General features: G+C 66.3%; 22 protein-coding genes and 1 riboswitch. Of the genes, 8 read left to right on the forward strand and 14 right to left on the reverse strand.

Going from position 1 to position 17,455, the window contains the following annotated elements; all coding sequences use genetic code 11:
• Positions 1 to 124: 124 nt before the first annotated feature.
• Entirely contained in the window at positions 125 to 1,330 is a 1,206-nt protein-coding gene (locus Q7W02_13445; protein ID MDO8477173.1) for a Gfo/Idh/MocA family oxidoreductase, read from the reverse strand.
• Positions 1,331 to 1,361: 31 nt separating this feature from the next.
• Complete coding sequence (locus Q7W02_13450; protein ID MDO8477174.1) at positions 1,362 to 2,372, reverse strand: HNH endonuclease signature motif containing protein; 1,011 nt, start codon at positions 2,370 to 2,372, stop codon at positions 1,362 to 1,364.
• Between Q7W02_13450 and Q7W02_13455 the strand changes: the two genes are divergently transcribed.
• Complete coding sequence (locus Q7W02_13455; GenBank protein ID MDO8477175.1) at positions 2,371 to 2,697, forward strand: hypothetical protein; 327 nt, start codon at positions 2,371 to 2,373, stop codon at positions 2,695 to 2,697. The two genes, Q7W02_13450 and Q7W02_13455, sit on opposite strands and share 2 nt — an antisense overlap.
• Here the strand turns inward: Q7W02_13455 and Q7W02_13460 are convergent.
• Both Q7W02_13460 and Q7W02_13465 read right to left on the reverse strand, forming a co-directional pair.
• Positions 2,687 to 3,064 (reverse strand): HNH endonuclease, encoded by a 378-nt coding sequence (locus Q7W02_13460; GenBank protein ID MDO8477176.1) that lies wholly within the window; start codon positions 3,062 to 3,064, stop codon positions 2,687 to 2,689. The genes Q7W02_13455 and Q7W02_13460 overlap by 11 nt on opposite strands.
• 106 nt (positions 3,065 to 3,170) lie before the next feature.
• Positions 3,171 to 3,602, reverse strand: coding sequence for a hypothetical protein (locus Q7W02_13465; GenBank protein ID MDO8477177.1), 432 nt, complete (start codon positions 3,600 to 3,602; stop codon positions 3,171 to 3,173).
• 267 nt (positions 3,603 to 3,869) lie between these two features.
• Here Q7W02_13465 and Q7W02_13470 point away from each other — a divergent pair, with 267 nt between their 5' ends.
• Complete coding sequence (locus tag Q7W02_13470; protein ID MDO8477178.1) at positions 3,870 to 4,205, forward strand: hypothetical protein; 336 nt, start codon at positions 3,870 to 3,872, stop codon at positions 4,203 to 4,205.
• A 662-nt stretch (positions 4,206 to 4,867) separates the two neighbouring features.
• Here the strand turns inward: Q7W02_13470 and Q7W02_13475 are convergent.
• From Q7W02_13475 to Q7W02_13490, 4 genes are all read right to left on the reverse strand, one after another.
• Entirely contained in the window at positions 4,868 to 5,491 is a 624-nt protein-coding gene (locus Q7W02_13475) for a leucine zipper domain-containing protein (protein ID MDO8477179.1), read from the reverse strand.
• A gap of 166 nt (positions 5,492 to 5,657) precedes the next feature.
• On the reverse strand, positions 5,658 to 5,990 hold the full coding sequence (locus tag Q7W02_13480) for a HigA family addiction module antitoxin (protein MDO8477180.1): 333 nt from the start codon (positions 5,988 to 5,990) through the stop codon (positions 5,658 to 5,660).
• A gap of 61 nt (positions 5,991 to 6,051) precedes the next feature.
• A complete protein-coding gene (locus Q7W02_13485) occupies positions 6,052 to 6,285 on the reverse strand; it encodes a type II toxin-antitoxin system RelE/ParE family toxin (protein ID MDO8477181.1) in 234 nt (77 codons plus the stop codon).
• Between the two features lie 145 nt (positions 6,286 to 6,430).
• Positions 6,431 to 7,159 (reverse strand): hypothetical protein, encoded by a 729-nt coding sequence (locus tag Q7W02_13490; protein MDO8477182.1) that lies wholly within the window; start codon positions 7,157 to 7,159, stop codon positions 6,431 to 6,433.
• 75 nt (positions 7,160 to 7,234) lie between these two features.
• A riboswitch (SAM-I-IV-variant riboswitch) is annotated at positions 7,235 to 7,350 on the reverse strand.
• Positions 7,351 to 7,802: 452 nt separating this feature from the next.
• On the opposite strand from Q7W02_13490, the gene Q7W02_13495 reads away from it, so the two are divergent.
• The gene (locus Q7W02_13495) at positions 7,803 to 8,039 is read left to right on the forward strand and encodes a DUF4926 domain-containing protein (GenBank protein MDO8477183.1); all 237 of its coding nucleotides are present in this window, start codon (positions 7,803 to 7,805) and stop codon (positions 8,037 to 8,039) included.
• Here Q7W02_13495 and Q7W02_13500 read toward each other — a convergent pair.
• The gene (locus Q7W02_13500) at positions 8,025 to 9,518 is read right to left on the reverse strand and encodes a DUF2779 domain-containing protein (protein MDO8477184.1); all 1,494 of its coding nucleotides are present in this window, start codon (positions 9,516 to 9,518) and stop codon (positions 8,025 to 8,027) included. The two genes, Q7W02_13495 and Q7W02_13500, sit on opposite strands and share 15 nt — an antisense overlap.
• 221 nt (positions 9,519 to 9,739) lie before the next feature.
• On the opposite strand from Q7W02_13500, the gene Q7W02_13505 reads away from it, so the two are divergent.
• From Q7W02_13505 to Q7W02_13515, 3 genes are all read left to right on the forward strand, one after another.
• The gene (locus Q7W02_13505; protein MDO8477185.1) at positions 9,740 to 10,327 is read left to right on the forward strand and encodes an NYN domain-containing protein; all 588 of its coding nucleotides are present in this window, start codon (positions 9,740 to 9,742) and stop codon (positions 10,325 to 10,327) included.
• 141 nt (positions 10,328 to 10,468) lie between these two features.
• A complete protein-coding gene (locus tag Q7W02_13510; protein MDO8477186.1) occupies positions 10,469 to 10,747 on the forward strand; it encodes a BrnT family toxin in 279 nt (92 codons plus the stop codon).
• The gene (locus Q7W02_13515; GenBank protein ID MDO8477187.1) at positions 10,728 to 11,063 is read left to right on the forward strand and encodes a BrnA antitoxin family protein; all 336 of its coding nucleotides are present in this window, start codon (positions 10,728 to 10,730) and stop codon (positions 11,061 to 11,063) included. Before Q7W02_13510 ends, Q7W02_13515 begins: the two co-directional genes overlap by 20 nt.
• Positions 11,064 to 11,365: 302 nt before the next feature.
• Here the strand turns inward: Q7W02_13515 and Q7W02_13520 are convergent, their stop codons facing one another.
• Complete coding sequence (locus Q7W02_13520; GenBank protein MDO8477188.1) at positions 11,366 to 11,656, reverse strand: hypothetical protein; 291 nt, start codon at positions 11,654 to 11,656, stop codon at positions 11,366 to 11,368.
• Positions 11,657 to 11,806: 150 nt separating this feature from the next.
• On the opposite strand from Q7W02_13520, the gene Q7W02_13525 reads away from it, so the two are divergent.
• Positions 11,807 to 12,274: a nucleotidyltransferase domain-containing protein gene (locus tag Q7W02_13525; protein ID MDO8477189.1), complete on the forward strand. Its 468-nt coding sequence runs from the start codon at positions 11,807 to 11,809 to the stop codon at positions 12,272 to 12,274.
• 91 nt (positions 12,275 to 12,365) lie between these two features.
• Here Q7W02_13525 and Q7W02_13530 read toward each other — a convergent pair whose 3' ends face one another.
• The gene (locus tag Q7W02_13530) at positions 12,366 to 13,934 is read right to left on the reverse strand and encodes an ATP-binding protein (protein ID MDO8477190.1); all 1,569 of its coding nucleotides are present in this window, start codon (positions 13,932 to 13,934) and stop codon (positions 12,366 to 12,368) included.
• Positions 13,935 to 14,365: 431 nt separating this feature from the next.
• Here Q7W02_13530 and Q7W02_13535 point away from each other — a divergent pair, with 431 nt between their 5' ends.
• A complete protein-coding gene (locus Q7W02_13535) occupies positions 14,366 to 14,599 on the forward strand; it encodes a DUF4926 domain-containing protein (protein MDO8477191.1) in 234 nt (77 codons plus the stop codon).
• 122 nt (positions 14,600 to 14,721) lie between these two features.
• Here the strand turns inward: Q7W02_13535 and Q7W02_13540 are convergent, their stop codons facing one another.
• The 3 genes from Q7W02_13540 to Q7W02_13550 all read right to left on the reverse strand — a co-directional run bounded on the left by Q7W02_13540 (position 14,722) and on the right by Q7W02_13550 (position 17,370).
• Entirely contained in the window at positions 14,722 to 15,207 is a 486-nt protein-coding gene (locus Q7W02_13540; GenBank protein ID MDO8477192.1) for a hypothetical protein, read from the reverse strand.
• Positions 15,208 to 15,287: 80 nt separating this feature from the next.
• Positions 15,288 to 15,575 carry an ArsR family transcriptional regulator gene (locus Q7W02_13545; protein MDO8477193.1) on the reverse strand — a complete coding sequence of 96 codons (288 nt, stop codon included), beginning with the start codon at positions 15,573 to 15,575 and terminating at the stop codon, positions 15,288 to 15,290.
• 85 nt (positions 15,576 to 15,660) lie between these two features.
• A complete protein-coding gene (locus tag Q7W02_13550) occupies positions 15,661 to 17,370 on the reverse strand; it encodes an amidohydrolase (GenBank protein ID MDO8477194.1) in 1,710 nt (569 codons plus the stop codon).
• Positions 17,371 to 17,455 lie beyond the last annotated feature (85 nt).

Consider the following 17,455-nt stretch of genomic DNA (forward strand, 5'->3'; position numbering starts at 1 on the left):
TGCGCGTAGGTGTACTCGACGCCGTTTGGATGATAGGCCCGGCCGGGCGAGGGCGGCGCGCAGAGGAAGGCGTGGTCGGGCGCGGCCTTCGCGGTGGCCATGAAGGCGTCGAAGACCGTGTCCATCAGCGTGCGGGGGTCAAGGGCGCCAGGTACGGCGTGAGGTCCACGCGCCGTCCCTCCGCGGCGGAGAGATAGGCGCCGTAGATGACCGCGATCACGTCGCGGGCCAGCGCGGCGCCGGAGAGCGGCTCGCGGTCGTGTACGATGGCCTCCACGAAGTCCTGGATCTCCTGCGGATAGCCGGTCATCCAGTCCTCGTCGGGCTGGGGCGCGCTCCAGCCCGCCTTGGTCTCGAGCTTCTCGACGAGATACTCGTCGCCGAACACGGCCGCGTCGGGCGCATAGGCCTGGACCGAGTCGTTCGGATTGATATTGCACAAGACGACGGCACGCGCCGCGTAGATGCCAAGTTGGTTCCGGATGCCGCCCAGCACGGTGTCGCCCCCAGTGATCTGCGCCACGGTGCCGTCGTCGAACGTGAGGAGCAGCGTCCCCCAGTCCTCCACGTCCGCGCCGACGACAGTGTTGAGGAAGGGCCGCCCGGCCGCCGTGAAGGCCGCCGTCTCGGTGAGCTGGGCGGTCTCGGCCATGACGGCGCGCGGGCGCACGGGCCGGCCGCGGAGCCGGCGCCCTTCGTCGACCTTCAGGTAGAGCGCGGCGCCGAGCGGGTGGCATCCCTTGCCGATGAGCGAGCCGCCGCCGCCCGTCTCCCAGCGCTTGTTGATGGGCGCGTGCGTCCCGCCATGGCTTTCCTCGCCGACAATGCGAAGAATGGGACCACCCGCAGCGGTGAGCAGGCGCCGCGCCCGCTGGATGGGCGGGGCGTAGACCCAGTTCTCCGCGTAGCAGAGCCGGACCCCGGCCTCCTGGCAGGCGGCGATGATCTCGTCGCAGGATGCCAAGGCGCGGCGGAGCATCTCGGCCCGCGGGGTCGCGGGCGGGGCGAAGCAGCCCGTGAGCGGCTTCTCGATGATCACGTGCTTGCCGGCCCGGGCCGCCGCGACGGCCAGCGGCGCGTGGAGCGACGTCGGGACGCAGAGGTCGACCACGTCCACGTCGGTCGCGGCAAGCACCTCCTCGGCGCTGGCCGCCACCGTGCTGACGCCGAACTCCGCGGCGAACCGCGCGGCCCGTTCCGGCCGGGCTGCCGCGACCCGCGTGAGCGCCACGTCCACGCCGCGGACCTGATGATAGGCCTCGGCGTGCAGCCGCGCCGAGAAACCGGCCCCGATGAAGCCAACCCTGAGCGTCGAGCCGCCGGCCTTCACCGCCCGAGTCTCGCCGGGCTCCCGCACCTTGTCAATCTAGGAAGCGCGAGCGTAACAAGACGCTCTCTCGGTGAAACTCTAGGTATCGGCGCTGGCCTTGGGAAAAGCTTCCAACATTGAATATGCGTGAGGTATTGAGGCCCATGCGGGCCAGCGAGTCCGCGTGCGCAACTGGTGAGATCAGAACATCGCCATTGTCTTCGAACCCGATGAACCCACGGTCAAAGAGGTGGTCTGCATTCGGGGTCAAGAGCAGTCCATTCTCGCCGTCCAGCCGCTCTGCGTTGGTAGCGTCGCGCCAGGGCTTGCAGTGACTGGCCCTCAAGTGTTCTTCGCGGTTGACGCCGGTGATCCGACACGCGCTTTCTATCTGCATTACGCGCTGCTTGAATAAGCCTTGGCCACGACGCGCCAGCACAACTGCCTGCCGCTCGGTTTCGGGTATCCCGAGATCTTCGCGTAGCCGACTCATTTCGTGCTCTTCCCACTGGATCAAGCCAATCGCCGGCTGGATCGGCAGTTCCTCGCCAACGCGATACCCTCCTATAAGGTTTCGAGCCTCAATCTCAATCAGATCGATCAGCGAGGACGCGAGTGTATCCGGCAATAGGGTCAGGTAAATGTTTTGCAGTCCACCCCCGGTGGGTCGTAAAGGCGAATAGCGCGTGGGCAAAAGGGGTGTCAGCACGCCCATGTGATCGGCGGGGCGGATCGGCAACTGCAACTCGGTGAATCGCACATCGACTCGCCAACCGATGGTTCCCCAATAGGCACCCACCTCGCCGAATTCAAGCGGCTTTGGTGCCTCATAGGCGCGCGAGGCGACAAAGCCTATCGCCTTGATCCATGTATCCGCGAAAGAGAGCACTACATCGCCGGGCGCAACTTCGCGCATAAAGTCGTAGAACGGATTACGGCGGCCGTTAGCATTTCTCTTGGGTGACCACAGATAACCCCCGCGCACCTCGTGACGATAGGTTTGATTCTGGTTAACCCACCAGTAGCGCACGCCGCTCGACCCCCAAGAAATACGCTGGCGCATGGGACGGACGAAGGCTGCTCCCTCGACCCCGCGCCGTGAGATCCGGCGGGCGGGATACGACCCTCCCTTCCACCCCGTCGTCGTACGGGCGGCCCTCGCCCTCGACAACTGGCACGGTCGTGACGCTGAGCGGCATCTCTGGCACGTCCGCAGGCTTGAAGATGCCCTGCGCCGCGATCAGCGGCACGCGCTGCCCTTCGAACTCGAAGCCTTTGGCAAGAACCTCGCGCAACAGCACCTCGTCCCCATGGAGCCCCGTTTGCTCCCTGAGGAACTGAAAAGCCCGCGCGCGGATCCGGATATCGAGATCTGCCTCAGCCATTGAAGATGATATCCGCGTGCCACTCCAAGACCTCCCGACTCGGCTGATCGCGCGGATCCTTGGGAACCCACACGTCGACACGATCCAGCTGGAAGTAGTGCTCGCCGTTATGAAACTCTGCTTTCAGTTTTCGACTCACACGAAAATGATGGTCCGGTGTCACGGTCACATAACCGCGATCAAATAGAGTGTGGATGTCTGATCGCAAGAGCAACCCGTTATCTATCCGGTGGGTAGCGCCTCTTGCAACCGGCTGAATGTGCGCGGCCTCCAGCACTGGTAGGACCTTTCCCCGGGTCACAGCGCACCGGCGTTGGTAGGTATCGGTAATCATCACCTGGAACGTGCCTTGTCCGAGCCGCCGTCTCACCCAGGCCTCCGTCCACTCGACCGGTTGGGCCGGCTCGGCAACACGTTGACCTGAAGCTGGCAGACGACTCATGACTGCCTGCCATAAGACCCGTCCCTCTGGCGAGTCAAGGCCGTAGCCCTTTCCCTGGACGGTCGAGCTTTGAAATCTCCGGGAGGCAGAATCCAATCTCTGTCCGTAAAAAAGAAGGGGGCCTCAAGGAGGATACATCCGATCTCATACCGTTCGTTCGGGGTTGTTGGCCCTTGCGATACTTCTCAATCCGACGACGCATCTCATCGTAGGAACGAGCGCCATTTTTCTCGCCGAAGGCATCCCAGGCTAACCGGGAGTCCAAGATTGACGAGTGCGCGAACATTCCCCCGCCAACGATTTTGTTCTCGGGATAATGGAGCTTGAAGAGGAAGGGCTCGCCAGGCTTCAGCGTTCTGAACAGCCGGTCGCCGCCGGGCTGCCAGAAGTTCACCTCGTCCAGGTCGGGGCGGTCCCGCAGGAAACGGTACCAGTCCCGGTCCGTGACGGCAACATAAGCGCGCACGGGCGGGATTCTAGCAGAGTCGAGCTTGTTCCATTTTGTGGACCGACCCGCCGTATTCCCACTTCTTAGAGCTATGAAAGATGCTGAAACTGACTACCTTGGCCGGGTTTCTGCCACTCTCGGGCACCGGTGCTGTCAGTCATCGTCTGCTGGCTGACAGCTTCTCCTGATGCCGCCACCCAAGTAGCTGATTTGTGGAGGGTGGCTCCTGGCACTCGGCTTGCCCCTCTTGTGACCATGTGGCAGTCGTTTAGATGGTTGATCGGCGTGGCCGCAATCGTCGTCTCGGTCCTACGGCTCGCGCGCTGGCTTCTCGTCCCGGCGCCGGTGCTTCCGTTCGATCCAGTCGCCTACGACCAGCAGCGCGTGCGTGTTGAGGGCGCCGTGACAGCCCTCAAATCGACCGTCTCGCATCGCGGCAATCCGTACTATTTCTTTGTCCTCGACACCAGGCGCGGCACAGTCGTCGTATTCAAGTTCGGCTCACCGAGATGTGCCGAGGGGCAGCGTGCCGCGGTCGAGGGTGTCTTCCATCATGTGTATCAGCGGGGCGGCAAGACGTTCACAGATGAAATCGACGCGGAGTTTGTCAGCTGCGAGTAGCGGGCTGCCCTTTGATCCTAACCGTCTGACGTTCCGCCGATCACCCTAGCCGTTCGGTAACACCTACTGGCCAAGTGTCAGTACCTCCCGGTCACCGGAATCGTCAATCAGTGACGAGTGCCAGGACGTCCCGGTCGGTCGTGGAACCCACGGCGTGGGACGGCATAGGGCAGCTCTGCAAGCAGAGGTTGATCGTGCGGCGCGCGGCGACGAAGGGCATAACAACGCAGCCGTTGGGCGTCCAGATCGAATTCACAGCGCACCAGGCGAGACGACCACATGGGGTCCACGTCGAAAGTATGACCAAGGACGTTGACCGCCCCTCGCTCGGTAGTGCGGCGAACGTAGATCAGCACGCCGCGAGGGTGGGTCTGCAAGTCGAGCTGCCAGGTGAGCGGCATGGGGCGGCGCGCGGGAGCCGCTTCAATCCGGGGGGCGGACCGCTGTCGCGCGGCGGCCACGTATCGAGCGGAGCGCTCTTGAAGGGCCACCAGGCTCTCGTGCTCGAACCGGATCCACACCTTAGTCTGCCAGCGGCCATTGAAGGCTTCGATTGCCGCCTGAAAGCCGAGTCCGCGGGGCGGCGCAAACACGGGAACGACCCCGAGGCTCAGGCACATCCGCATCACGCGGCCGATCGAGTCCTGATGCTGATGGGCACCCTAAGAGATCGTGAGGTTGTCGAATTGCGCGTACGCGGGCAAGCCGACCGCGCGCCAGTGCTCCAGTACCGCATCGACTGCCGCCCGGGCACTTACGATGGGCATCGGCCAGGACTGCACGAGGCCCCCATGCAGAGAGATGGCGTTGAGAATCTCAACGTGGGGCCCTCGCCGAATGGCGAGTCCTTCGATGATGTCGAAGCTGTCGACCTCGGCTTGGCCACGCGCGACGGCCGGCAGGTACCAGCCCAACGGCCGGGGCGGGCGGCGTACACGTCGACGTCCATCCAATGCCCCACGCCGGTCCAGAATGCGGCCGATGGTACGCAGCGAGGGCACCGCCGGCTGCGCCCAACTCATCAGCTCGGCGTGAATGGCGGCGGCACCAAATTCCCCCAGGTCGCTGACGTCTTTCAGTTGTTGTCGCACCTCGAGCACGAGATCCTCGACGCTCCTCGGCGTCCGTCGTGTCCCGTGCGGCTGAGAAGATCGATCCTGCCAGTCCAAGCGATCGAGCTCCTGCCCCCGAGCACGCCCTACCCACAACTGCACCGTGGCCAGACTCACCCCCCATCGGCGCGCAACTTGCCGCAGGCCGCTGCCCGCATGAACCGCGGCCACCATGTCTCGCCGCCACTTCTTCGCCGCCCCTTTTTTGCCATCGCCTCTCCCTCGCCCCAGACTTTTCCGCGATCATACCGACCGGCAGGTCTTGGCATCTCGGTGACCGGGAGGTACTGACACTTGGCCCGCTGCATGCGCCCGTTTCCGTGCGGCCTTTGACCCGCTCTCAACCGCGTGCGGCCGCATGGGGGGACCGGCGGTGTTGCCTGCCCTTCCAATGCTGAAGTGTACGCAGTGCCTTGAGCGTCTCCCCCACCTTTCCCTCGGCGAGACGCAGGTCGTAGAGGCTTTGAAGGTTGAGCCAGAATTCGGGGCTCGTGCGGAAGAAATGACCGAGGCGTAGCGCGGTATCGCCGGTGATGGCGCGCTGGCCATTCAGGATTCCGGTAACGCGATTAGTCGGTACCTTCAGCTGGCGCGCGAGCTCGGCAGCGCTCATGTGGAGCGCCTTCAGTTCTTCGGCGAGATGCTCGCCAGGGGGAATTGCGATGCGTGCCATGTGTTTCTCCCTAGTGATAGTCTACGATTTCGACATTGACCGGCCCGGCCGAACCGTCTGGCTACTCGAAACAGATCCGCCACTGGTCGTTAATGCGAATGCTGTACGGGCCCTCCCGGTCGCCGCTCAGCGCTTCAAAACGGTTGCCCGGCAAGCCAGCAAGGTCCTCGAGTGCCGCGGCCGCCTCGAGACGGTCGAGCTTGAGTTGCGCGGACCGCTCAATCGCGGAGAACGCCTTGACTCGCTTACCGGCGGCGAAGGCTCTGGTTCGTTTGTCCCGATACCCCAGGATCATTTCGAATGGTAGCGAGAAGTATGCGTTACGTCAAGCGTAACTACTGGGAGCCAGAGGGCAGCGCGCGCGACGCTCCGGTTAGCCCGTCGGACGTGAGGCACCAGCGTCTACTGCTGCCCAAGTTTCCCTGCGCTCCCGCGCCTTGTCAATGTCGCTGCGCGGATACATTTGCGGGCCCGGGTCGAACCATGCATTGGTGACTCAGGCCGCAAAAGGCCGGCACGTGCCAGATCTGGCGATCGCGTGGGTTGTAGTAGTTGGTGTTGAGCTTGTGCTCGTACAGGGGCTGGCCGCAGGCCGCGCAGCGGTTGTCATTGGCGCAGCGGCAGTGGACGGTCATCAGTTTGGCGAAGAACTGAGGGGATGGGTCGAGGCAGTTCCCTCGCCACTCGCTGCACACCGGGCACCGCTCGAGACCGCGGGGCGCGCCTTCAGGACCGGCACCCGCTAGTCGGGCCACATCATCGGCATTAGCCTCGCGGCCACCCTTGGTCAGGTCGCCGAGCGCGTAGCCGATCTTCACGACGGACGCGTCGAGGCCGCGCTGCCGCGCCCGGAGATCCGCCGTATCAGGCCATGTCGCCGAGGGCTTGAGCCGGCCAGTGATGCGGACGCCGCCCCGGGGTGGCTTCGGGTCCAGCCGATCGATGCCGTCGGCGCTGATGTACAGGGCCCTCTCGGGTCCGATCACCAGGCACACGTCGAGTCGGTTGGCGCGCCACTGGGCCCTGGCGAGCAGCGAAAGTTCGAGCTCGCCCGAGCCGCCTGGCAGGAGCGTGATGTGATACAGCGTCGGTACCACCCGCGTGACGAGGTACGGGAAACCGTCGAAGAGCGGCAGCTGCGCAGCGGGAGTGGTCAATGCGGTGGCCATGGTGTTCCTCCTTTGGCGGGAGCACGCGGCCTCTGATGCGGTGGGGCTAGACACACCGAAGCCCCGCAGGCGCGGGGCTCGCGCCGTCCTTGCCCTCTTCGGGCCGCATCGCCCGCTCTCGCGGGCACCCACCCGGCTACGGCTTCGGGTTGGGGAGGCGCCGTACTCGACGCCTGCTCTTGATGCTATGTGCTGCCAGAGTACTCGAAGTCGCCGATTCACTCAAGATCCTTCAACCGATGTATCCAATCCACGGCATTGGCGTGACACCGGCCGAGTGCTACTCAGGTGCGAGGCTCTGGCGCTTGCAGATCCCGAACGAGGATCGTGCTGTCATCGACCCGGCGAAACTTCACGGGTACTTGCTCTCGCGCAATCATCCGGTCGGCCGGTTCAAGGCGGCATTCTTTCTGACGCTCGGATACTCTTCGGAGGGCTGGCGCCAGCTCGAGGCGGACCTCCGGAGCCAGCACCTCTCTCAAGATGCCACGCGCCGGGAGCAAACTCGGTACGGCCAGAAATACGCGATCCGGACTAGACTGGTTGGGCCATCGGGGAGCTCGGCGGAAGTGGTAGGCGTCTGGGTCGTGCGTACAGGCGAGGAGTTCCCCAGATTCCTGACGGCCTATCCGGAGGGCGACAGATGAGGTACCAGGTTCTCGATACCATCGTTCTCGATCGTGACCTCGCCGAGCATGGGTTGCGCAAGGGCGACCTCGGCTCGGTGGTCGAAGTCTACGAGCCAGACGGGCTCGAGGTCGAGTTTGTGACCGCGTCCGGGCGAAGCGCAGCGCTGTTGACGCTGACCGGCCGGGACGTGCGCCCTGTATCAGATGACGATTTGGTATCTGTCAGGCCGAAGGCATCAACTTCGGGCTAGATGTCGGAGACGCTCCAAGAGCTTCACCAAACCCCACGTGTCCTGGTGGCAGTAGCGGAGGAGATCGCTCCGCAGTTGGTCCTTGGCTTCCGGCGTCAGCTCGGCCTCCTGGAACAGCAGCCGCTCGAGCTCGAAACTAGCCGTCTCGCCGTCGCCGATCGGCAAGGTGTCGTAGCGGAGCTCGGGCACCATGGCCGGCAGGACGCTCTTGAGGCCGAAGCTGCCGCCGAAGTCCGGGTGATAGACGTGATTGCGCACCACTGGGAGTAGATCCACCAGCCGGTCCGCGATGCTTCGAAGCGGCCCAGCCAGCGCGGGCAGCGCGTCGGCCATCCTCACGAGACATCCGCGCTCGAACCCCGCGTTGTAGGCCACCACACTGCGCCCGGGCTCACAGGCGCGGATCAGCCGCTCGGCCAGCGCCGGGCGCGGATCGCCGGGCCCCCCGGCCAGCCACTCGTGGTGGGTGACGCGGCCGCTGCCGTCTTCCGCGTGGCAGCTGAACTGGACGGGCACCTGGTCCCAGGGATGGCACCCGTTCCAGACTGGAATGGGCAGGCCGACGGTCTCGAAGTCCAGAAAGGCCAGGGGCGGCTGGAAGGCTCGGAGCGCCGCGGCCAATCCCGGTTCGACGATCAATTGCCCCGCTTGGACAGCGCGACGCTGCCTGTCCTGGATGGCTCTGAGCTGGATGTCCTCGGGCAGGTCGTGAATCGTCGCATAGCCCTGCTCCTCGAGCAGCAGAGCCCGGCGGCCGGCAGAGTAGAGCGTGCTGACGTGATGGGGCGGGAGCGCCGGCCAGCAGCGGGCCATGAAGGGACACTCGTAGGGTTTCTTGCAGTGCTCGCCGATCGCCACGTTGGGGAGCGGGCCGGCCAGCATCATCAGCTGGTGCTGGATCGCGCCGGGCATCGCCTCGAGCGCGTCGTGGGCCTGCGCTGTCACGTCCGCGCGGGTGAAGAGATTGCTCAGGTCCGGATACGCGCAGGCCCGATTGAGGTGCATGATCTCCAGCCGCGAGGCCTCCACCCCGCGGTGACCGAGCACGTGCGCCTGCACCGCCACATCCGGCAGGTGCTGCACCTTCACGCTGGTCGTAGACTTCACTTCGATGACGCTGGCGCCCTCCGATCGGCTCTCCAGGATGTCCACCGAGACGAAGACCTGGCTGGCGCGGAACGAAGCCTCGTAGATGACCGGCGTTCTTTGCTGGAGGGCCGCTGTGGTGGCCGCAATGCGCTCGGCGTAGGCGTTGTACGGCAGATCGATCAGCGTGCCGCCGGGCACATAGGTGCGCGCCACCTCGCCCACCTGGGTACCTTCGTCGAACACGGCCTGCAGGGCCTCGTCCGGCTGCAGCTCCGGCGCGGTGGGCTCGTGCACGGTCCACCAGAGCCGCTTGTGGCACTGGAGGCCCGCCATCACGCGGGACTTGGAGAGACGTATGGCGCCGGGCGGCATGGCAGGAGCATAGGGCACGCGCGGCGGGGATGTATCCAATTCGAGGCATTGGCCTGACACGGTTCGAATGCTAAGGGGAGGTATGTCGGCAACGATTCGGCTCTTGACGCGCAGGGCAGGTCTGCTAGACACTGTTGGTACTTCCTCCCCGCTCGACATGCCGAAAGGCCTCGGGCGGGGTTATTTCTTTCCGACCGTCCGTCCCGCCGATGCCCGCTGAGCCTGCGATAAGGCGCGCTGTGGCTTTCATCGATGGCCAGAACCTCTTCCACTCAGCACGCGCGGCCTTTGGCCACACCCATCCGAACTATGATGTGCTCGCCCTAGCAGACCGTCTGTGCCGGCTACAGGGATGGCAGCTGGCCCAGGTGCGCTTCTACACGGGCATCCCGGCCAGAACCGACGACCCGCGCTGGCACCGGTTCTGGTCCGCCAAGCTCGCTGTGATGGGACGCCCTGGCGTCCACGTCTACTCCCGGCCTCTCCGATACCGCACCAAGACGGTACGTCTCCCGAATGGGATGGTGCTCACGTTCATGGCAGGCGAGGAGAAGGGCGTGGACGTCAGGATCGCGCTCGACGTCATCCGTCTCGCTCATCGGGACGGGTACGACGTGGCAGTGCTCTTCAGCCAGAATCAAGATCTTTCCGAGGTCGCCGAGGAAGTCAGGATCATTTCCGCGGAGCGGCGCCGCTGGCTCAAGATTGCTTGTGCCTTCCCCTCCAGCTCTACTAGCCGCAGTCGGCGCGGTATCGACAAGACCGATTGGATAAGGATCGACTGGGCCACCTATGATGCCTGCCTCGACAGCCGGGACTACCGGTAGCCGTGGTCAGGTCTTGCAATCCGACATCCGGCCTCGGCAGATGGTCGATCGCCGCGGCGAAGTCCCGCGAACAGTGTAGGAAAGCAAAACCTGACCCTCGATCTCCTTGCGCGGGAGGACAATTGTCTATACATTATCCGGGTGCGGTTTGAGTGGGATCCGCGGAAGGCGGATGCGAACCTCCGCGCTCACGGGATTGGCTTCGCGGAGGCCGTCACGGTCTTGGAAGACTCCTTCGCTCTGACCCGTGAGGATCCCGACGCCGTGGGAGAGCAGCGGTTCGCGACGCTGGGTTTGAGCGACCAGGCGAACCTGCTGGTGGTTGTATACGCGTACCGGGAGCCAGACATCGTCCGAATGCTCTCCGCGTGGAGGGCGAACAAGCGTCAGAGGGGGCTCTATGAAAAGGCTCGTAGCTGAGAGGTATCGCGACCTAGATTTCTCGCGCGGGAAGCGCGGCCCGGTGATCAAGCCCGAGCCCGGCAAGACGAAGATTTCGATCCGGCTTGACAACGCCGTGCTCGAGCACTTTCGCGACTTGGTACACAAGGCCGGCGGCGGCAACTATCAGACATTGATCAACGACGCGCTCCTCGAGCACATCCAGCGGCGTTCCACCCTCGACGCCGTACGGCAGGTCGTCCGGGAAGCGCTCGCGCCCTATGGGCCCGCGCGGGGGAATCAGGACACGCGAAGCCGGAAGCGCCCGAGAGGGCGACGTCGAGTGGCTGGATAAGGAGAAACCCATCCCCACCATGATGCTCGGCGGTAGCCGGGCTTGCGGCAAAGGCGGCGGCCATGGAATGCGTGGTTTGTAAGCGCGGCGAGACTCGCCCGGGCACTGCGACGGTCACGGTGAAACGCAACTCCACGGTCTTGGTGATCAAGGGGGTCCCCGCCGAATCTGCGCCAATTGCGGTGAGGAGTACGTCGGTGAAGCCACGACGGCGCACCTGTTGCGCACCGCTGAAGAGGTGTCACGCGCAGGCGTTGAGGTAGACGTTCGCGAGTACGTGGGCCCGTGAGCCTACGACCGCGTCAGCTCCGCCCTAGATATCGGAGACGCTCCAAGAGCTTCACGAGCCCCCACGTGTCCTGGTGGCAGTAGCGGAGAAGATCGCTCCGGAGCTGGGCCTTGGCCTCCGGCGTCAACTCACCCCCCTGGGAAATCAGCCGCTCGAGCTCGAGGCTGGCCGTCGCGCCGTCGCCGATCGCCAGGTTGTCATAGCGGAGCTCGGGCACCATGGCCGGCAGGACGCTCTTGAGGGTGAAGCTGCCTCCGAAGTCCGCGGGATCGACGTGATTGCGCACCAGCGGTGACAAGTCCACCAGCCGATCCGCGATGCTTCGAAGCGGCCCAGCCAGCGCAGGCAGCGCGGGGTGGCATGGGAGGAGCATGGGACAGGCGCGCAGCGGGCCGCAATTGCCTCGTGGAAGAGATGCCCCGGTGAAAGGGCTCGCCCCGGCTACCATAGCCGCATGGCTCATCGGAGATCGCCTGCTACCGTTGCGGACCCCGCGCTCCTCGAGCGCGTCAAGGGAATCGTCCGCCGGGTCCTCGGCCACACGCCCGCCGATGTGTATCTCTTCGGATCCTGGGCCCGCGGGGCGCAGCGCCCCACAAGCGACATCGACGTAGCCATCGAGTCGGCGGAACTACTGCCTCGCGCCCTGCTCGCTTCCCTGCGGGAGGCGCTCGAGGAGAGCACCATCCCCAATCGCGTCGACGTGGTGGACCTGGCCGAAACGGATGTTGCGTTTCGCGACCGCGTTCACCGCGAGGGCATCCGTTGGATCCCCTCCGGCCGCGCCGATGACCGAAACCTCACGTCCCACACGTACAACGAGGGCCTCGCCGAGGCGATCTTCAAGAGGGCGCCGGGGCACTTGGCCACCCTCGAGGCGTGGTTGGGAGCGATGCAGAACCGGCTGCCGGCCAAGCCCTAGGCAGGCGGCGCAAGCCAGTTCACTCTCTGGAGGTCCTGGACAGCTCCACGCTGCCCCGAGGGTAGTAGGCCGCCGCGGTGGTGCCGCCCGGCTACTTCCGCCGCCGGGCTACGCGCCGCTCGAGAGCCGCGCCCCAGGCGGCAAGGAAGGTCGTGAGGAAGGCGTGCTCTTTCGCCGGCTCCACCGCCAGCGGGGCCAGCGCCATGGCCGTGGCGAGGGCGACATGGTAGCCCTCGGATCGCGACGCCGTCGCGCGGCGGTAGGCCGGATGAGCCTCGTTGATCCAGACCGTCGTCTCGATCAGGCGCGCCAGCTCCGGATCGTCTGGCCGCGGCTCGAACTGGATGCTGAGCCCGTAGCGCGCCGGCTTGCGCGTGCCGCCCGCCGAGGGCAGCGCCACCTCGGATGACAGGGGCGCGGCGGGCTCCGCCACGCCGGGCGCGGGTGTCGTGGGCTCCTTGATCGGTCCGGCGTCTGCCACCGCATCCGGCGCGGCCTCGGCCGGCGCAACGGCGAGAGGGGCCGGACCGGCCACGGACTCGGGCACGCCGGGTCCCCGGCCTGTCGGCAGTGCGCGCTGGCCTCCCGCTCGGCGTTCGACGAGCGCGGCCAGGAGCGGGAATTCCTCGGCGAGGTCCACGAGCACCGCCTCGAGGTCGCGCTCCACGGGCCGCGCCGCGCGCCGGCGCGCTTCGGCGCCCGCCTCGCGGAGGTCGCCCCATTCGGCGAGCTGGCGCGCCACGCTTTCCTGGATCGCCTTGCGGTAGGCAAGGTAGACGGCGCCGCGCGGGCCCGTCCGGATGAAGTCGGCCTTGTTGAGCGTGAGCGCCTGGGCCAGCGCGGGCACCTCGATCAGCCCGCCGACCCGGTCCGGCGAGGACGGCGCGAGACCGAGCCACTCCCAGCCGCGCTTGATCACCTTCCCGAATGTGCTGATGGCGAGGCCGCGGCGCTCTTCTCGAAGCGGCAGCCGGTCGCGTACCAGATAGCCCGACGCTGCGGGCTTCCGCTTCCGCGGCAGGCGCACGGCGATGGACGCCCGCTCCGGCGCCTGCCACGCCTCGGGCGCGAGCGGCCGCCCGTTGACGGCGAAGCGCACGCCGCGAGGGTAGTGCTCGGCCAGGATCTCCGACAGGTCCGGATCGAGCAGCGGCTGGAAGTGCCGTCGGAGCGCCGCCTCGATGAAGCCGGGGTCGAGAAGCGGCGAGAGCGGGTTCTTGAGCCGGAGGCGCACGGCCGTGCCGTGGTCGGCGACCAGGCCGGGCGGCGGGATCCACTTCCACGGCGCCCGGTGACGCGAGGAGAGGTGCCAGGTCGTGGCCGCGTGGTAACGGGCGCGCCGCGTCTCCGTCAACACCTCCTCGGAGACCAGCAGCCCGATCTTGATCCCCACCCCGGCGAACCCGATACCCTCACCGCGCACCTTGGTGGTGGCCGCCACGTCATGGTACCTGGCGAGGTCGCGGCGGCGCATGCCGCCCCCATCGTCCAGAATGGTGAGCGCGCTCTGAGCCGGGTCGGCGGTGAACGTCAGAACCGCCGCGCCTGAGTCGATGGCATTGGCGACCATCTCCGTCAGGATCGTCTCCTCGGCGGCGCCCGGATAGGCGTCGCGGAGGTCTTCGAGGAGGTGCAGGAGATCGACGCGCGTTTCGCCCATGGGCCCCATTTAGCCGGTTTCGGCGCCGATGATCAAGTCCCCAAGCGGCCCTTCTCGCCTCTGTGCCATCGGCTACCCCCGCCGGGCCCTCGCGCGCGCGCCGGCGCGAAAGGGCGAAGGGTGCCGCAGCGTCGGCGCCCCATCCCAGCGGCAACCTGTGACCCAAAGGAGAGCATGGAGACGGAAGCAATCGGCCCGGTAAAGGCAGGCAGACCGGCGAACCGCAAGGTCTATGGCTACGTGAGCGCTGGCTGATCTCGCTCTGCTTCAGCGCGGGCGAAGAGCCCTTCCCGCCGGTACGGGCAGAAATACGCGATCCGGGCTACACTGGCTGGGCCATCGGGGAGCTCGGCGGAAGTGGTGAGCGTCTGGGTCGTGCGTACAGGTGAGGAGTTCCCCAGGTTCCTGACGGCCTATCCGGAGGGCGGCAGATGAGGTACCAGGTTCTCGACACTATCGTTCTCGATCGCGACCTAGCTGAGCACGGGTTGCGCAAGGGCGATCTCGGCTCGGTGGTGGAAATCTACGAGCCAGATGGGCTCGAGGTCGAGTTTGTGACCGCGGCCGGGCGAAGCGCGGCGCTGTTGACGCTGAACGGCCGGGACGTGCGCCCTGTATCAGATGACGATTTGGTATCTACCAGATCGCGCCGTCGCTCGGCTTGACCCGACTCGGCCTTGCCCGGACTCTGTAACGCGGCAGCTCCTCGCGCTGCTCGCGCCGAAGGATGTCTTCCAGATTCGGCTTGGCCGATTCCGCAAAACTGGGAGGCATCGACTGTAGTCGTTCAGCCACGTGTGCGGCGGGGCGTCATCCGGCGGCGAATCCTGCTCGTCTCGGCGACGAACTGCTCAAATCCCTCGGCGAGACCCTCCGCGGTGCTCCACCGTTGAAGCGTGGCGAGATTCACACGGTTCCGGGCCGCGATCCACGCAGCAACCGTCAGGCTCTGCCGATCACCCCAGTGATAGAAAGCAGCGAGACGGTCCCGGCATGAGTCCGTGGCAGACAGCATCAGCACCCGCCCGTGCGACGTGGAACGCGTTACAGGGCGGATGCGGTACTCGCCGCCAATCGCAAGCGGGCCCCGCGGGAACTCGACGTAGAACCGGGCGCGCGGATGGACATAGCGATCGCGTCTTCGAGTGAACCCGATCGACTCCATGGCGGTGTCCATCTCTTTGCGGGTGGCGCTCTCGACCACGATGAAGTCCAGGTCCCTCGAATGGTAGGCCCCCTCGCTGTAGAGGGCCGCGCACGCTCCGCCCGTCAAGACGGCCCGAATCCTGTGGGTGCGCAGCACACCCGCTACCGCTGCTGCCACGGCGCCGAGGCTGGAGCGCCGAGACAGCCTCACAACGGCTTGCCCGTTCGCCGAGGCCGGCGGCGCAGCGCCGCGACCTGCCTTTGAAGTCCAACTTCGGGCTCCGTGAGCCGGAGCAGAAACTGCTTGAGGGCATCCCGAGCGAAATACCGAGGATCCAGCTGGAACACGCGGGTCCGCCCCACGGAGCGCCCGGCCACGATGCCATCCAGCTCGAGGCTCTGCAACGCCTTCTGAACACCGGATAGGGGGGCGTCCAGCACGCGCGAGAGCTCGCGGGGGTAGCTCTCGTCGAGCAGCGAAAGAGCGAGGAGCACCCGGGTGCGCGTTCCTCCTCCAAATGGACTCGAGCTTGACACGACCATAATTAGCGGTCATATGACCACCTTTAGTGGTCGTATGTCAAGTTCGGAGAGCATTGGAAGCATGAAGACTGTCGCCGGCACGCTCGTAGACGACGCGGCCACCCGCGACGGTGAGGTCGGCCACGATGCCCGGTAGGCGCTCCTCGGGCACCGTGAGGGGATCCTCGGACAGCACCACGAAATCAGCGCGCTTACCCGGCTCGATGGAACCCTGCTCGCGCTCCTGGAAAGTGAGCCAGGCGCCCTCGATCGTGGCCGCGCGCAGGGCGGACTCGCGCGAAAGCCGCTGGGCCGGGCCCACCACGTCGCCCGTGGTGCGGTCCACGCGGGCGACGGCGTGCCACACGGGATGCCACAGCGAGGGGGGCACGTTATCCGTGGCCAGTGCCGTATGGACACCCGCCTCCACGAGGCTCCGAAGCGGCACCACCATGTCCTCGCCTGGAGCCGCGCGGGAGCGCAGGAGGGCGCCCTCTTTATAAATATAGCGGTTGGTGTGGGTCGTCACCACCACGCCGAGGTCTCTCATGCGGCGTATCTCGTCCGGCCTCACCAGGCTCACATGCGCGATCACCCACCGGAGATCCCGGATAGGCGTCTCGCGGTCCACCTCCTCATAGAGGTCGAGGAGCCCAGTCCCGGCGCTCACCACCCTGATGCCGTGACGCGCCGCCGCGAGGAGCATCGCTTTGACCTGCGCCCGCGGCAGCCCTGCGCCGTAGCCGAAGCCCGCCCAGCCCGTGTAGGGCATGGCCCTGGCACGGATCGCGTCTTCCGGCGGCGGATCAGCCTCGGCGTGGAGGCCCGCGACGCGCAGCCACTCGTCGCCCAGGCCCCGGCCGGCGAGCCCGGCTCCCCAGGAGCCGAGGATGGCATCGAACGAGGTCCCACCAGGCGGGCTCCACCATGGGCTCGTCACCAAGTGGCTCCGCACCGTGAGGCCGCCCCGCTCCCACACCTCGCGGTAGACCCGCAGCACCTCTGCTCCCACGCCGTGCCCCTCGAAGACCGTGGTCGTCCCGGCGGCGTTGTAGACTCGCTGCGATCCGGCGAGCCCGCGCACTCTGTCGGCGTGGGTGAAGCGCGTCGCCTCGGGCATCAGGACCAGCTCGACGATGGGCACGTAGGTGCGCTCGATGAAGATGCCGGTGGGCTCGCCTGTAGCGGGATCCCTGTCGATCTCGACGGCCGCGCAGGGCGGCTGCGTCTCGCGCGTGATGCCGGCGGCCTCGAGCGCCCGGCTGTTGGCGACCGACACCAGCGGCAGCGTGTGGCGCCAGTAGCCCCAGATGGCACGGATATACACCGGGTTCCGCGGCGAGACGCGATCGAGATCCCGGCGGTCGGGGAAGCGTTGCTCGCGGAGGTTCTGCGGCACGTCCCAGTACTGCGGCGGGTCGCCCAGCGGCATGGTCACGATCCAGCGGCCCGGCTCGCTCTCGCGCACCAGGGCCTCGATGCGCTGCAGGACATCGTCGATGGACGAGCAGCCCTCGAGCGACGGGAGCAGTGCCTTGAGCCCTTCCCTGTCCATGTGGGCATGCCCATCCACGAGCCCCGGCATCACGGCCCTGCCGCCCACGTCCACCACGCGCGTCTCCGGCCCGACCAGCGCGCGCACGTGAGCGTCCTCCCCCACCATGGCAATGCGCCCGCCGCGCGCGGCGACGGCCCGGGCGAGACTGAAGTGCGGGTCCACTGTGATGATCTTGGCATTGACGAGGACGAGGTCGGCGGGGGCAGACATGGCGACGGCCCGCGAGTATACATTGTCCCCGGATTGCGGCTCGGCTATCATCCGGGCACCGTCAGCACCAACCCCGGCCTTCCTG

The organism is Candidatus Rokuibacteriota bacterium (assembly GCA_030647435.1).
GTDB lineage: Bacteria > Methylomirabilota > Methylomirabilia > Rokubacteriales > CSP1-6 > AR37.